15 protein-coding genes are annotated in these 13,463 nt (G+C 61.2%); 10 read left to right on the top strand and 5 right to left on the bottom strand.

All coding sequences use genetic code 11. The features are described 5' to 3' along the window. Positions 1-14 precede the first annotated feature (14 nt). The 7 genes from AC0J6G_RS12310 to AC0J6G_RS12280 all read left to right on the top strand — a co-directional run bounded on the left by AC0J6G_RS12310 (position 15) and on the right by AC0J6G_RS12280 (position 6,372). On the top strand, positions 15-740 hold the full coding sequence (locus AC0J6G_RS12310) for an ABC transporter permease (RefSeq protein ID WP_475248094.1): 726 nt from the start codon (positions 15-17) through the stop codon (positions 738-740). After that, on the top strand, positions 737-1,480 hold the full coding sequence (locus AC0J6G_RS12305) for an ABC transporter permease (protein ID WP_475248092.1): 744 nt from the start codon (positions 737-739) through the stop codon (positions 1,478-1,480). Before AC0J6G_RS12310 ends, AC0J6G_RS12305 begins: the two co-directional genes overlap by 4 nt. Then, a complete protein-coding gene (locus tag AC0J6G_RS12300; RefSeq protein ID WP_475248090.1) occupies positions 1,477-2,244 on the top strand; it encodes an ATP-binding cassette domain-containing protein in 768 nt (255 codons plus the stop codon). Before AC0J6G_RS12305 ends, AC0J6G_RS12300 begins: the two co-directional genes overlap by 4 nt. A gap of 35 nt (positions 2,245-2,279) precedes the next feature. Beyond that, the gene (lysA, locus tag AC0J6G_RS12295) at positions 2,280-3,731 is read left to right on the top strand and encodes a diaminopimelate decarboxylase (RefSeq protein ID WP_475248088.1); all 1,452 of its coding nucleotides are present in this window, start codon (positions 2,280-2,282) and stop codon (positions 3,729-3,731) included. A gap of 87 nt (positions 3,732-3,818) precedes the next feature. After that, positions 3,819-4,769 (top strand): LysR family transcriptional regulator, encoded by a 951-nt coding sequence (locus tag AC0J6G_RS12290; RefSeq protein ID WP_475248086.1) that lies wholly within the window; start codon positions 3,819-3,821, stop codon positions 4,767-4,769. Between the two features lie 280 nt (positions 4,770-5,049). Next, positions 5,050-5,370: a GIY-YIG nuclease family protein gene (locus AC0J6G_RS12285; RefSeq protein ID WP_475248085.1), complete on the top strand. Its 321-nt coding sequence runs from the start codon at positions 5,050-5,052 to the stop codon at positions 5,368-5,370. A gap of 66 nt (positions 5,371-5,436) precedes the next feature. Beyond that, on the top strand, positions 5,437-6,372 hold the full coding sequence (locus AC0J6G_RS12280; RefSeq protein WP_475248083.1) for a glutathione S-transferase family protein: 936 nt from the start codon (positions 5,437-5,439) through the stop codon (positions 6,370-6,372). Positions 6,373-6,413: 41 nt separating this feature from the next. Here the strand turns inward: AC0J6G_RS12280 and AC0J6G_RS12275 are convergent, their stop codons facing one another. From AC0J6G_RS12275 to yjeH, 5 genes are all read right to left on the bottom strand, one after another. Further along, entirely contained in the window at positions 6,414-6,731 is a 318-nt protein-coding gene (locus tag AC0J6G_RS12275; RefSeq protein ID WP_475248081.1) for a glutaredoxin family protein, read from the bottom strand. A 39-nt stretch (positions 6,732-6,770) separates the two neighbouring features. Then, complete coding sequence (locus AC0J6G_RS12270) at positions 6,771-7,589, bottom strand: polyphosphate kinase 2 family protein (RefSeq protein ID WP_475248079.1); 819 nt, start codon at positions 7,587-7,589, stop codon at positions 6,771-6,773. Between the two features lie 2 nt (positions 7,590-7,591). Continuing rightward, positions 7,592-8,599 (bottom strand): nucleoid-associated protein YejK, encoded by a 1,008-nt coding sequence (gene yejK / locus AC0J6G_RS12265; protein ID WP_475248077.1) that lies wholly within the window; start codon positions 8,597-8,599, stop codon positions 7,592-7,594. A gap of 36 nt (positions 8,600-8,635) precedes the next feature. After that, entirely contained in the window at positions 8,636-9,970 is a 1,335-nt protein-coding gene (locus tag AC0J6G_RS12260; RefSeq protein ID WP_475248076.1) for a TAXI family TRAP transporter solute-binding subunit, read from the bottom strand. Positions 9,971-10,043: 73 nt separating this feature from the next. Next, positions 10,044-11,312 (bottom strand): L-methionine/branched-chain amino acid transporter, encoded by a 1,269-nt coding sequence (gene yjeH, locus AC0J6G_RS12255; protein WP_475248074.1) that lies wholly within the window; start codon positions 11,310-11,312, stop codon positions 10,044-10,046. Positions 11,313-11,442: 130 nt separating this feature from the next. Here yjeH and AC0J6G_RS12250 point away from each other — a divergent pair, with 130 nt between their 5' ends. The 3 genes from AC0J6G_RS12250 to AC0J6G_RS12240 all read left to right on the top strand — a co-directional run bounded on the left by AC0J6G_RS12250 (position 11,443) and on the right by AC0J6G_RS12240 (position 13,401). Beyond that, positions 11,443-11,862: an Lrp/AsnC family transcriptional regulator gene (locus tag AC0J6G_RS12250; protein WP_475248072.1), complete on the top strand. Its 420-nt coding sequence runs from the start codon at positions 11,443-11,445 to the stop codon at positions 11,860-11,862. An 8-nt stretch (positions 11,863-11,870) separates the two neighbouring features. Further along, positions 11,871-13,091 (top strand): exonuclease subunit SbcD, encoded by a 1,221-nt coding sequence (sbcD, locus tag AC0J6G_RS12245; RefSeq protein WP_475253724.1) that lies wholly within the window; start codon positions 11,871-11,873, stop codon positions 13,089-13,091. Positions 13,092-13,239: 148 nt separating this feature from the next. Further along, on the top strand, positions 13,240-13,401 hold the full coding sequence (locus AC0J6G_RS12240; RefSeq protein ID WP_475248070.1) for a DUF2986 domain-containing protein: 162 nt from the start codon (positions 13,240-13,242) through the stop codon (positions 13,399-13,401). Positions 13,402-13,463: the final 62 nt, after the last annotated feature.

Here is a 13,463-nt window from a genome sequence, read left to right as displayed (position 1 = left end):
GAAGAGGATCTGTTATGGACTGGCTCACTTACCTGAGCTTTGGAGATGCCGGCTGGGGCGATGAGTTGCTCCAGGGGCTGGGGGTGACCTTGGCCCTGGCGCTGGCGACCCTTCCGCTCGGCCTGTTACTGGGTTTGCTGGTGGCGGCGCTGGCGCTGTTTGGCGGGCGCCCGGCGCGCGCCCTGGCCCTAGCTTTCAGCACCACATTGCGCGGCCTTCCCGAGCTGCTCACCCTGTTTATCATCTATCACGGTGTCGGCATGGGCCTGAACGCCCTGCTGCGCTGGTACAACCCGGCGGCTGGGTATTTGGAACTGAGCCCCTTTATCGCCGGGGTGCTGGCTTTGGGCCTGGTCTTCGCCGCCTATTCCAGCGAGGTTTGGCGCGGCGCCTGGCAGGCCCTGGACGGCGGCCAGCGTGAGGCGGGTCAGGCCATGGGCCTGCGCCGGCTGACCATCTTCCGGGTGATCGAGCTGCCGCAACTGTTACGCCTGGCCCTGCCGGGGCTGGGCAACCTGTGGATCAACCTGCTCAAGGACACCGCCCTGGTCTCGGTGATTGCCCTAAGCGACCTGATGCGCATGGCCAATATCGCAGTCGGCGCGACCAAGAAGCCCTTTCTGTTCTTCCTGGTGGTATGCCTGGCCTACTGGCTGGTGTGCTTGCTCTGCGAATACCTGCTGGGCCGGATGGAGCGTCGCGCCAACCGGGGGCAGCGAATTGGAGGGGCTGCAACATGATGGATATCCTCGCCCGTTTTTCCAGCCAGTTGCTGGCCGGCGCCGGCCTGACCCTGCAACTCACGGTGATCGCCGCTCTGCTGGCCTGCGCCCTGGCGCTGCCCCTGGCTATCGCGCGCTGCAGCGACTGCAGGCTGTTACGCTGGCCAATCCGCTTGTTCGTCTCGTTCTTTCGTGGCACGCCGTTGCTGGCTCAGTTGTTTCTGGTCTATTACGGCTCCGGTCAGTTCCGCGCCGAGCTGAGTCAGCTGGGGCTCTGGTGGTTTTTCCGCGACCCCTACTACTGCGCGCTGCTGACTTTTGTCCTTAATTCCACGGCCTATCAGATCGAGATCCTGCGTGGCGGTCTGCGTGCCGTGCCTTACGGGCAGATCGAGGCGGGCGTGGCCATGGGGCTGTCGCGTTTTAACCAGTATCGCAAGATCATCTTGCCCAATGCCTACCGCATCGCTTTTCCGGCCCTGGGCAACGAGATCATCCTGTTGCTTAAGGGCAGTGCGGTCGTCAGCGTGATCACCCTGTTCGATGTGATGGGGCAGACCCGACGCATCTTCTCGCAGACCTTCGACTTATCCGTGTACCTCTGGGCGGCCGTGCTCTACCTACTGATGACCAGTGCTTTTGTCTGGTTCTGGCGCTGCCTAGAACGCTATCTGACTCGCCACCAGCGCCTGCGCCGTGCGCCGTCCACCCCGTCTTCAGCCGTTACCAAGCGGGTATCCGCCGGAGTTTCCTTATGAGCAACGCTGCCTTGCAGGTGGAAGACCTGTACAAAACCTTCGCCGGCATCGAGGTGCTCAAGGGCGTCTCGCTGACCGCCGAGAAGCACGATGTGATCAGCATCATCGGCTCCAGTGGCTCGGGCAAGAGCACCTTGCTGCGCTGCATGAACCTGCTGGAGTTCCCCGACAGCGGTCGCCTGCGCGTGCACGGCGAGGAGCTGGAGCTGGGCACCAATCGCCGTGGCGTGCGCTCGCGACGCTTTCAGCGGCAGATCGAACGGGTGCGTTCGCGCCTGTCCATGGTCTTCCAGTCGTTCAACCTGTGGTCACACATGACCGTGCTGGAGAACGTGATGCTCGGCCCCTGCCTGGTGCATAAGCGCAACCGCACCGACGTGGAGGCCCAGGCGAAGAAGCTGCTAGCTCGGGTCGGCATGCTGGAGAAATGCCAGATGTATCCCGACTGCCTGTCCGGCGGGCAGAAGCAGCGGGTGGCCATCGCCCGTGCCCTGGCCATGGACCCGGAAGTGATGCTGTTCGACGAGCCCACCTCGGCCCTGGACCCGGAGCTGGTGGGCGAGGTGCTCAAGGTGATCCGCGAGCTAGCCGAGGAGGGCCGCACCATGATCATGGTCACCCACGAAATGCGCTTCGCCCGCGAGGTGTCATCCAAGCTGGTGTACCTGCACCAGGGCCGCATCGAGGAGCAAGGCAGCCCTGAGCAGCTGTTCAACGCCCCGCAATCGGACAATCTGCGCCGCCTGCTGGCCAGCCAGTATTGATGTTCTTCAACTGCCTAGTTTGAGTGAGTAATGCCATGAGCCAAGTTGTCTCCCTGCACCCCTGGAAAAGATCGCAGCACCTGGAAAGCGCCCATAACCAGCTGCTGATCGATGGTGTCAGTGCCATTGAGCTGGTCGAGCGTTACGGCTCGCCGCTGTTCGTCTATTCGCAAAGCCAGCTGCGCAAAAATGCCCGGGATATCCTCGACAACTTCCGTCGCGTGCATACCAACACCCGTGTCTGTTTTGCCAGCAAAGCCTGCGCTAACCTGGCGGTGCTCAAGGTGTTCAAGGACTGCGGCCTGGATCTGGAGGTCAACTCGGGCGGTGAGTTCTACAAGGCGCAGATCGCCGGCTTCGCCCCGGCGCAGATGGTGTTCAACGGTGTGGCCAAGCAGGTGCAGGAGCTGCGCGAGGTGATAGGCGCCGGGATCAAGGCGATCAATGTCGACTCGCTTTCGGAGCTTTCGCGCATTCTTAGCGTGGCCAACGAGCTGGGTCAGCAGGCGCGGGTCAGCCTGCGCATTATCCCGGAGATCCAGGGCGGTGCCGCAGCCGGCTGGCAGACCGGCACATCGACCTCTAAATTCGGCATGACCGCCGCCGAGCAGAGCGAGGCCATCGAGCTGATCCTGGCCCATCCCGCCGCGCTCAAGCTGGTGGGCGTGCATGCCCATATTGGTACCCAGATCACTGATATTGCGGTTTATCAGGCTGAGGCACAGTTCCTGATCGACTATGTGCGTCAGGTGGCCGAGCGACTGCCTTATCCGCTGGAACATCTGAACCTGGGCGGTGGTTTCCCCAAGAACTACAGCAGCGCCGAGGCCAACTTCGACAGCGTGGCGCCGCACTACCGCGCCAATTACCGCACCGAGGTCGACTTCGCCCTGCTTGCCGAGCACCTGATCAAACCGGTGTCGCAGGCCCTGGGTGAGCAGATTGAGCTGATCGTCGAACCGGGGCGCAGCATGGTCAGCGATACGGCCATCCTGCTGACCCGCATCGAGGCCCACAAGCAGCGCCAGGGCCGCCCGGTGTTCTACCTCGACGCTGGCTACAGCGTACTGTTCGACCTGTATAACGGCTGGTACTTCCATATGCTCAACGCTTCCCGCGCCGATGATCGCGACACCCAGCACTGCCGTATGGCCGGGCCGCTGTGCGACAGCAGCGATACTTACTACGACATCGAGGGCGAGGGTGCGGTGGCGGACCTGATCGCCACTGAGCCCGCCCTGGCTCAGCATCGCGCGGTGCTCGAGCAGGTGCTGGTGCATCAACCAAACTTGCGCGAATTGCCGGCGGCCACCGCTCAGGGCGATGTGATCGCACTGCTCGACGTGGGTGCCTATGCTCTGGAGATGATGAGTCAATACTGTGGCCGTCAATCCGCTGCTGCGGTGCTGGTAGATCTGCAGCAGGGCAGCCGGCTGATTCGTCGCCGTGGCGAATACCGCGATCTGCTGGCCCATGATCTGGACTGAAAGCGAGCTTGCGTGCGATAGCCTGAGCGGTGCACTGTTGCCCCCGAACTAGCCGATATGACGGCCTACCTGGGAGAACCACCGATCATGCTGTCGCCCCGCGAGCGCTTGTTGCGCAACCTGGACTGGAACCTGCTGTACACCTTTCTGGTGATCGTCGAGGAAAGCAGCATCACCGGCGCGGCGCGCAAGCTGTCGCTGAGCCAGCCCAGCGTCAGCAACGCCCTCAAACGTCTGGAAGAACACCTGGGCATGCGCCTGATCCAGCGCAAGAAGGGCATGTTCTCCCTGACCGAGCAGGGCTTGCGGGTCTACGAGTACATTTCCTCGGCAGGCAGCATTATCGACAAGATGGCCGAGCAGTACGCTGGCGAGGCCGGTGCTGTGCTCGGCGAGCTGCATATCCAGGTCGCCAGCCATGTCAGCTGCCAACCCTTCGACGACAGCCTAGCGCAGTTCCACAGCCTGTATCCCAATGTGCTTATCAGCCTCAGCTCCCAGCCCAGCGCCGACATTGTTGATGCGGTGGCCAGAGGTAGCCTGCATATCGGTATCAGCAACAAGAAGACCGCTCAGACCGGCCTGCATTTTGATCTGATCGGCTACGAGCAGATGGCCTTCTATTGCGGTCCGCGCCACCCGCTGTTCGGCCGCGACAAGCTGACTGCAGCGGACCTGCGCGGCTTGGCCTATGTCTCCTTCGAGAGCGATCAGCCGGGCGAGGGCCTGAGTGCGGTCAACTCGGTGCGCACCCAGCAGCAGTTCTGGGGGCGCCTGGTGGCGGTGTCGCCTAATGAGGAGGAGGTGCGCCGGTTAATTCTCGCTGGCCTCGGATTCGGCGCCTTGACCGTGGAAGGCGCCAAGCCCTTTGTGACGCAGAAGCTGCTGTTCCAGCTGCCTCCCTACGACGAATTGCCGGTTAACGATGTGTACTTGGTGACCCCGGAAAACCAGCTGCTGACGGATGTAGAGCAGCTATTTATCGGTTTGCTGCGCGAGGCCACTGTCGCGGCGGTGCGGTCGCATTACTTTAAATAGACGACTAATCGTTGGTACGGCTAGCTGAAACGTTATAGCCATTGCTATCAGCTCGATTAAATCGAGCTCAAGCCCTGTGTATGTGTCTGCAAAACGCCCCGTGGGGCTTAACACAGGTACTTTGAGAAACTATCTACGTTGGCAACACTGCGTTAACAACAAGCTCGGAATACTCATGTACTAAATAGAATTGGCTTCTTCGCTCCTTTACCTACCGAACCCACCTTTACAACGGTCTGATAAGCTCGGCGACCGTATTTGCCTGTATGCCGATTTGTTGATGCCTGATGTGATCCCTGTGGAACCGCCCGCCGTCGTCAAACCCTGGTTCGTCTACTTGGTGCGCGCGGCCAACGGTGCGCTGTATTGCGGCATCAGCGACGATCCGCACAAGCGCTTTGCCAAACACCAGAGCGGCAAGGGCGCGCGTTTCTTTTACTCCAGCCCGGCGCAAGCGCTGGTGTATATCGAAGCCTGTGCCGGGAAGGGCGACGCGCTGCGCCGTGAGCGGGCGATCAAGGCCCTGACCAAGGTCGCCAAGGAAGCCTTAGTCGCGGCGGCGCCTGTTATCGCCATGGTTGATAATGCACCATCAGGCTAAGCGGGTAGGCCGTTTGGCCCGACGCGGTTAAGCTGCGCCTCTACCTGAATCCTTGCGGAGCCTGTCATGCACGAGTTGATCCTGCACCATTACCCGACTTCGCCTTTCGCCGAGAAAGCGCGTTTGATGCTCGGTTTCAAACAGCTGTCCTGGCGCTCGGTCATGATCCCGCCGATCATGCCCAAACCTGATCTCACCGCCCTGACGGGCGGCTACCGGAAGACGCCGGTGCTGCAAGTCGGTGCGGACATTTACTGCGATACCGCGCTGATCGCCCGCCGCCTGGAAGCGGAAAAAAGCACCCCGGCGCTGTTCCCTGAAGGTCAGGCGTTTAACGTCGCCTGTTTTGCTCAGTGGGCCGACTCGCAGGTGTTTCTGCATGCGGTCAGCCTGGTTTTCCAGCCAGCATCCATCGCCGCCCGCTTCGGTCAATTGCCGCCGGAGTTTCTCAAGACCTTTATTGCTGACCGCTCGAGCCTGTTCACCGGCGGCCTGGCGGCCCGCGTTCCGCTGGATGTAGCCAAGCACCAGTGGCCGACCCTGATGCTGCGCCTGCAGCAACAGCTTGAGCGCGAGCCGGGTGACTTCCTGTTTGGTGAGCCATCACTGGCTGATATCGCCATGGCGCACTCGCTGTGGTTCCTGCGTGGCACGCCGGTAACGGCGCCGCTGGTCGACGCCTACCCGGCGGTGGCCACCTGGCTGGCGCGGGTACTGGATTTCGGTCACGGCTCGTTCAGCGATATGACGGCAGAAGAGGCGGTGAGCATTGCCCGTGAGGTAACGCCGGCCGCGCTACCGGATGCGGCCCTGGTTGATCCAAATGGCTTTACCATCGGCCAGCAGGTGGCGATTTCCGCCATCGACTACGGCGTGGATGCGGTCGAAGGCGAGTTGGTGTTCAGCGGCAGTGAAGAGCTGATCTTGCGCCGCGAAGACCCGCGTGCCGGCACGGTGCATGTGCACTTCCCGCGTATGGGTTTTGCCATCAAGGCGCTGTAAACCACTCAAGTCGGCGCGCATTGCAAAGGGGCGCGCCGGGTTCAGTACGCGGCCCGCATCGCGTGTGGGTTGAAGCCGTGAATCAGCGTGCCGTTGATATCGATCAGCGGTACGCCACGCCCGCCCAGCGCTTTAAAGGTGGCATGGCCGTTAGTATCCCGCTCTATATCCACTTCCCGATAAGCCACGCCATCGCTTGCCAGTTGTTCGCGAGTCTTGGCGCAATAGCCGCACCACTGCGTGGCATACAGCACCACATCGCCTTGGCGTGACGCTTGTGCTGGCTGCAGCCAATGGCTGACGGTGTCCCAGTGTTGGAACAGCGCCAGGGCACTCAGCAGTAGGATGACGTTCTTCATGGGCGGCTCCTTTGCCAGGTTAATGGGCGGCGACCTAGGCTAAGTGCACGTTAACTCTTCCAGGCTGAACGGCGCTGCGATGTCCGGCCAGTCCAGCTGCAGGCGTTCCAACTCGCGCGCCAGTAAGCTGGCGACCAGCCAATCGCGCAACCAGCGATGATCGGCCGGTATCACATACCAAGGCGCAGCCTCGTGGTGGCTGGCGCTCAGCTGTTCGGCCCAGCGTTGTTGGCGCAGGTCAAACTCTCGGTATGACTCAAGGTCACTGCGGTGCAGCTTCCAGCGCTTATGCGGGCGTTCCAGGCGTTCTTGCAGGCGGATTTCTTGTTCGCCTTTGGACAGGTGCAAAAAACATTTCAGGGGGATGACCTGCCCGGCGAGTAACTGCGCCTCGAACCTGTGGATGGCCTGCCGCCGCGCCGGCAGCTCGTCCGTGCGGCACAGGCCGTCCAGCGGGTCGCTGATCAACCCTTCGTAATAGCTGCGGTTGAACACACCGATCAGGCCCGGCCCAGGTAACTGCTGCTGGTAGCGGCGAAGAAAATCCTGGCGCTGTTCGCCGGCATCGGGTTTTTGAAAGCCGTGGATGCGCACACCTTGGGGATCGAAGCTGTTGATCACCCGGCGGATGAGCCCATCTTTACCGGAGCAGTCGGTGCCTTGCAGGACCAACAACACGGCCTGGCGGCGGTTGGCCCAGAGCATGCGCTGCTGCTGATTGAGCCACGGCCGCAGCGCGTGTAGGGCTTGCTGTGCATCCTGTTTGTTAAGGCCAAAATCACGCGCCGGGTCTTGGCCAAATGGCGCGGTGGGATCACACCGGCAGGCGTCCAGCAGGTTATCCGGCAAGCGCGGCATGCTTAGTTTTTACGGCGTTTGAGTTGGTCGGTCAGCTGCGTTGGCAGGTTACGGATCACTAGGGTGTCGCTGCTTTCGTCGTACTCAATCTTCGAGCCGAGTAGGTGCGCCTCGAAGCTGATCGACAGGCCTTCGGCGCGCCCGGTAAAGCGCTGAAACTGGCTGAGGGTGCGTTTATCCGCCGGAAATTCCGGGGCCATGCCGTAATCCTTGTTGCGGATATGATCAAAGAAGGCCTTGGGCCGTTCTTCGTCGATCAGTCCGGAGAGCTCGTCGAGGGTGATGGGCTCACCTTGTTTGGCCTGGTTTGCGGCGTAGCTGACCAAGGTTTTGGTTTTCTCGCGGGCCTGTTCTTCGGGCAGGTCTTCACTTTCGACGAAGTCACTGAAGGCCTTGAGCAGGGTGCGGGTTTCGCCGGGGCCGTCGACGCCTTCCTGGCAGCCGATAAAGTCGCGGAAGTATTCCGAAACCTTCTTGCCGTTTTTGCCCTTGATAAAGGAAATGTACTGCTTGGAATTGGCGTTGTTGCGCCATTCCGAGATGTTAATCCGCGCGGCCAGGTGCAGCTGACTGAGGTCCAGGTGCTTGGCAGCGGTAACGTCCAGCGTATCGGTAACGGCAACGCCTTCACTGTGGTGCAGCAGGGCGATGGCCAGGTAATCGGTCATGCCTTGTTGGTAGTGGGCGAAGAGCACGTGGCCGCCTGTGGACAGGTTGGATTCTTCCATCAGCTTCTGCAGGTGTTCAACGGCCTGGCGGCTGAACGCGGTGAAATCTTGGCTGTCATCCAGATAACTCTTTAACCAGCCGCTGAACGGGTACGCCCCGGATTCTTCATGGAAGAGCCCCCAGGCTTTGCCCTGCTTGGCGTTATAGCTCTCGTTGAGGTCGGCGAGCATGTTCTCAATGGCCTGGGACGCGCCCAGTTCGCTGTCGCGGGCATGCAGCACCGCGGGCGTGCCATCGGGCTTCTTGTCGATCAGGTGGACGATGCAGTGGCGGATCGGCATAGCGGCCTCGTGGTGCGTAAACGGAAAGCGCGCATCTTACCCGACCTTGGTTGCGGCAGTCGTGCGCCGCTGGTAGGCATGCAGGCGTTCGATCATGTAGCGCAGGTGCATGTGCAGTTCGTACAGCTCGTTGGAGTAGGACAGCGGCACCTCGACCTGCGCCAGTTCGTCTTCGAGTTTTTCCAGGCGCTCGATTTCGGCGGCGATGTCGTTGTCCAGATTGCCTTTGTACAGTTGCTCGTCGATCTCGCGCAGGTATTTGTACCAGCGGTAGATGCGTGCGCGGATGCGCCACTGATAGATCGGGCCGATGGCTTTGATCAGGGGGAACAGCAGCACCAACAGTGGGATGGCGAGGATGATGTAGCGGTCGGCCAGCGAGGCAATGCGGAACGGCAGGTAACGCTGCAGTATCGGCAAGCCCTTGCTGTAGTAGTACTCCGCTTCATCCAGGATTGGCAGCGACAGCGGCGGGCGGGCTGGGTAACTGCCGGCTGGGTCGAGCAGGTTGCCGCTTTTCAGCACGGTCTTGGCCGCTTCAAGGATCAAGGGCGTCAGCGAGGGGTGAAACCCCTCGCCAGCAACCAAGGTGGCGACGGGGCCTAGGGTGGCAATGTCCATATTGGGCGTGTTGTGCGCCAGGTCGAGCATGCCTTCGTTTACCTGCAGGCGGCTCAGGTAAGGCAGGCGCGCCAAGTAGGCATCGATGCGGCGTAGGCCGACTAGGCGGATGTGCGGCGCGGTGGCCAAGCGTTGAATCAGCGCGTTTTCTGCGGGGCCGATAAAAAAGGCAGCATCCAGCGTGCCTTCAATCAGCCTATCGGCGGCGCGGTTGCCGCCGATAGGCTGCCAGCTTGGCGGGTATTGCGCCGGCTCGATACGGTTGGCGGCGAACAGTGCAGCGGTGACCGCTTGAGTGCCACTGTCTGGCGAGCCGACGGCCACGCGCAGCGTCATCAGGTCCCCCAGGCGTGCAAAGCTGACCTTGTCGCCCACGAACAACCACAGCGGCTCGCGGTACATCACGCCAAGTCCGGCGATGTTGCCGCGCGGCTCCTCGGCCAGAGTCAGCTCCTGGCCGCTCTGCACCAGGGCCAATTCCACCTCGCCAGTCACCAGTTTGCTCAGGTTGTCCTGCGAGCCACCACTGGGCACCAGCTCCAGGTCGAAGCCCTGTAACGCCAATTCCGCTTGCAGGCGTTGGCCGAACGCATGGTAGCCACCGCTTGCTGCGCCGGTGGCGATACGCGCGTGCATCGGCGGCGGTGGCGCCGCGAAGTAAAACAGCGCCGCCACCAGCCCCGCCAGCACGGGTACCAGCCAGAGGTTGGTCAGGATCAGAATTTTCAGGTCATTCAGAATGCGCCGCATGGTCAGTCCTTTCAGTCCCTCGCTGAACTGAGGGTAGCTGGAATGGTTGAGCCGTTACATGCCATCGGCGTGTTCAGCGTGGCTCGGCAGTCATGCGCATGCTGCGCTGTTGCTTGAAACGGTCGAGCAAGCCCAGTGCCACCAGCAAGGCCAGGGCATACCAGGCGTCTATCCCCAGCATCAGCAATACCAGGGCGCAGAGCACGGCGCTGAACCCGGCTAGCCAGCGCCAGATGCCCTTTAGCAGCACAACGCCGGCGACCATGCTGAGCAGGTAAATCAGTACAAAATTACCGTTGGCGTAGCGGATCAAGTCATCCACCGTCAGCTTGAGCACATTGGCCAAAATGGCGCACAGAGCGCAGCTGACGACCACCCACAGCAGCGCACGCGCCGGCACGCCGTGGGTATTGCGCTGAGCCAGCGTGGCCGGCAGTTTACCCTCATCGGCCAGGCTCCAAATCAGCCGAGCGAAGCCCTGCATATACACATTCATCGAGGCAAAGCAGGCCAGGTAACCGACGATTGCCGCCAGCCAGCGGGCTTTTTCACCCAGCAACACATCGAGCAGGCGTGGCAGTGAGGCGGCATCTGTTTGTACATCGCCGTAGGCATGAAAACTCAGCACGGCGACCGAGCAGGCCCAATACACCAGGCCCGCCAGCAGCACACCAAACAGCAGGGCCAGAGGGAAGTCGCGTTCAGGGTTCTTGAACTCTTCACCCATGTGGGTAAAGGCCTCAATGCCGACAAAGCACCAAAACATCACCGCCAGCGCGGCCGGCAGTAGGTGCCATGAGCCATTGATTGCCGGCAGCAGCGGCTGGTTGCTGGCGGGTAAATCACCGACCCACCAGATCAGCGCAATGGTGCCAATAATCGCCACGGCGATAGCGCCCTGAATCAACCCGGAGGCTTTCGCCGGTCGTTGGCCGAGCAGCAGGATGGCCACCAGCGTGGCCAGCTGGATGATCAGTGCCTGGTGATGACTGAGGTCGAACAACGCCTGCCAGAAGCCGCTGGCGATACTCAACGCGGCTGGCAACCCCACGGGTAGCACCGCAAGAAACAGCCAGGCACTGATGCGCTCCCAGCGTGGGCCAAAGGCGCGGCCAATCAAGTGCGGAGCGCCGCCCGCATGGGGAAAATGCCGGCCCAGTTGGGCGAAGGTAAAGGCCACCGGCAGCACCAGGGCGATCAGCAGCATCCAGGCCCACAACGAAGCCTCACCGGCAGCGGTGGCAGCCAGCGCCGGGATGACGAAAATACCGGTGCCCAGCAGCGACGTGCTCAGCAGGCCAATGCCCTGCAGTAGGCCCAATTCCTGATTCAGACGGCTCATGTTGTATGCTCTGCGGTTTGATCCGCCATGTTAAATCGCCCACCTGATTCAGGCAGCTGGCGAAACGTCGGCTTTACCCGACGAAATGGCGCCATTGCACGTCATATTGCCTTTTGCCCGAGAGCCCCGCGTGGACAAGTTCGACCAGCAGATACTCGCCCTGTTGCGCGCCGATGCGCGTCTACCCGTTAGCCAGATTGCCCGTGAGATTAACCTGTCGCGCTCGGCAGTCAGCGAGCGCATTCGTCAGCTGGAGCACAGTGGCGTCATCCGCGGTTACCACGCCCAGGTGACGGTGCCGGACGCGCCAGCGATTCAGGTTTATCTGGAGTTGTTCTATCAAGGTGGCCGTTGTGAACACTATGTCGAGCTGATGCGGGTATTCCCCGAGGTGCGTCGCTGCAGCGGTATCAGCGGCGAGACCGATATGTTGGTGTATATCGAAGCGCCTTCGATGCAGCGCTTTAGCGAGGTGCGTGGTGAAATCGAAAACTTCCCCGGCATGCAAAAGGTTAAGACCCATATGGTGGTCAAGGATTGGCAGTTTTGACTCGGCCCATGCGCATCCTGCACACCTCTGACTGGCACCTCGGCCAGCACTTTATGGGCAAGACGCGCCAGGCCGAGCATCAGGCTTTCTGCGCCTGGCTGATTGAGCAGGTGCATGAGCACGCCGTTGAAGCTGTGCTGATTGCCGGCGATATCTTCGACACCGGCGCGCCGCCCAGTTATGCCCGCGAGCAGTACAACCGCTTTATCGTCGCGCTGCGTGCTACGGGCTGTGAACTGGTGGTGCTTGGTGGTAACCATGACTCGGTGGCCATGCTCGGTGAAAGCCAAACCCTGCTGGCGCAACTCGGCACGCGGGTGATTCCAGGTGTTCGTGACGACCTCGCCGAGCAGCTTCTGGTGCTGCACCGCCGTGATGGCGAGCCGGGCGCCATTCTGTGCGCCATCCCCTTTATTCGTCCGCGCGATGTGCTGCTCAGCCAGGCTGGGCAGAGCGCGCAGGACAAACAGCAGTCGCTGCAACAGGCGATCCAGCAGCACTATCAAGACCTCTATGCCCTGGCCGAGGCTAAACGCGAGGCGCTGGGCGGCGGGCTACCGATTATCGCCACCGGCCACCTGACGACCGTGGGGGCCAGTGCCAGTGATTCGGTGCGTGAAATTTATGTCGGCAGCCTGGAGGCTTTTCCCACCAGCGCCTTTCCGCCGGCGGCCTACATCGCCCTCGGGCATATTCACCGCCCGCAGAAGGTCGGCGGCCTTGAGCATATTCGCTATTGCGGCTCGCCGATTGCGCTGAGTTTTGATGAAGCCAAACAGCAGAAGGAAGTGCTGCTGGTGGAGCTGGATGGCAACGGCCTGCGTCAGGTGTCGGCATTGGCTGTGCCGCGTTTTCAGCCGCTGCTGTCGCTGCGCGGCTCGCTGAGCGAGTTGGCGAGCCAGATTCAGCACGCGGCAGAGCAGGGCAGCGCCGAGCAACCGGTCTGGCTGGAAGTGCTGGTAAGCACTGATGATTACCTGAGCGACTTACAGGTGCGGATTGCCGCGCTGTGTGAGGGTTTGCCGGTTGAGGTCTTACGCATCCGCCGCGAGCGCGGTACGGCAACGGCCAGCCTTGCCAGCAGCGCCCGGGAAACGCTGGATGAACTCTCGGTAGATGAGGTGTTTCAGCGCCGCCTGCAACACGAGTCGCTCGATGAGCAGGACGTAACAAACCTACAGGGCCTCTATCGCTCAGTGCTGGCAGGCCTGCAGAGTGAGCGGGAGTGATGTGCCAAACAACCCGGTACGCGCCGCAGAAAAGCCTCAGCCACTTCGTTAATACAGGTGCCAGTTGTCACGTGATCGCGTGTTCTGCATAGGTTGGCTAACGGTTTTATTGGATCACGTTTAATTAATTACAGGCTAGGTGAGACACATGAATCGTCGTAAGAAAATCAAGCAGTTGTTAGCGGCGCACGCCAAAAAGGCGAGTGCCAAGTTAGCGCCGCCAAGCAAGTCCAAATACATTAGCAAGGCTGATCGGTTGAAGCTGGCCGCAGAAGCCACTGAGGAACCAAGCAGTTCAGCGCAGAGCTGATCTCTGTGCTGAGCGCGCCAAATGCCCAGTGCTGGCCGCTGCAGTCAGGGCTGAATTCAACC

It is taken from the genome of Pseudomonas sp. TS_SC_3, from assembly GCF_056156225.1.
The sequence above is the reverse complement of the archived record's forward strand: the minus strand, read 5'-3'. Positions and strand labels throughout refer to the sequence as shown.

Coding starts and splice junctions, on each gene's coding strand:
- AC0J6G_RS12310 (WP_475248094.1), top strand. CDS start 15: ATGGACTGGCTCACTTACCTGAGCTTTGGAGATGCCGGCTGGGGCGAT.
- AC0J6G_RS12305 (WP_475248092.1), top strand. CDS start 737: ATGATGGATATCCTCGCCCGTTTTTCCAGCCAGTTGCTGGCCGGCGCC.
- AC0J6G_RS12300 (WP_475248090.1), top strand. CDS start 1,477: ATGAGCAACGCTGCCTTGCAGGTGGAAGACCTGTACAAAACCTTCGCC.
- lysA (WP_475248088.1), top strand. CDS start 2,280: ATGAGCCAAGTTGTCTCCCTGCACCCCTGGAAAAGATCGCAGCACCTG.
- AC0J6G_RS12290 (WP_475248086.1), top strand. CDS start 3,819: ATGCTGTCGCCCCGCGAGCGCTTGTTGCGCAACCTGGACTGGAACCTG.
- AC0J6G_RS12285 (WP_475248085.1), top strand. CDS start 5,050: ATGCCTGATGTGATCCCTGTGGAACCGCCCGCCGTCGTCAAACCCTGG.
- AC0J6G_RS12280 (WP_475248083.1), top strand. CDS start 5,437: ATGCACGAGTTGATCCTGCACCATTACCCGACTTCGCCTTTCGCCGAG.
- AC0J6G_RS12275 (WP_475248081.1), bottom strand. CDS start 6,731: ATGAAGAACGTCATCCTACTGCTGAGTGCCCTGGCGCTGTTCCAACAC.
- AC0J6G_RS12270 (WP_475248079.1), bottom strand. CDS start 7,589: ATGCCGCGCTTGCCGGATAACCTGCTGGACGCCTGCCGGTGTGATCCC.
- yejK (WP_475248077.1), bottom strand. CDS start 8,599: ATGCCGATCCGCCACTGCATCGTCCACCTGATCGACAAGAAGCCCGAT.
- AC0J6G_RS12260 (WP_475248076.1), bottom strand. CDS start 9,970: ATGCGGCGCATTCTGAATGACCTGAAAATTCTGATCCTGACCAACCTC.
- yjeH (WP_475248074.1), bottom strand. CDS start 11,312: ATGAGCCGTCTGAATCAGGAATTGGGCCTACTGCAGGGCATTGGCCTG.
- sbcD (WP_475253724.1), top strand. CDS start 11,871: ATGCGCATCCTGCACACCTCTGACTGGCACCTCGGCCAGCACTTTATG.
- AC0J6G_RS12240 (WP_475248070.1), top strand. CDS start 13,240: ATGAATCGTCGTAAGAAAATCAAGCAGTTGTTAGCGGCGCACGCCAAA.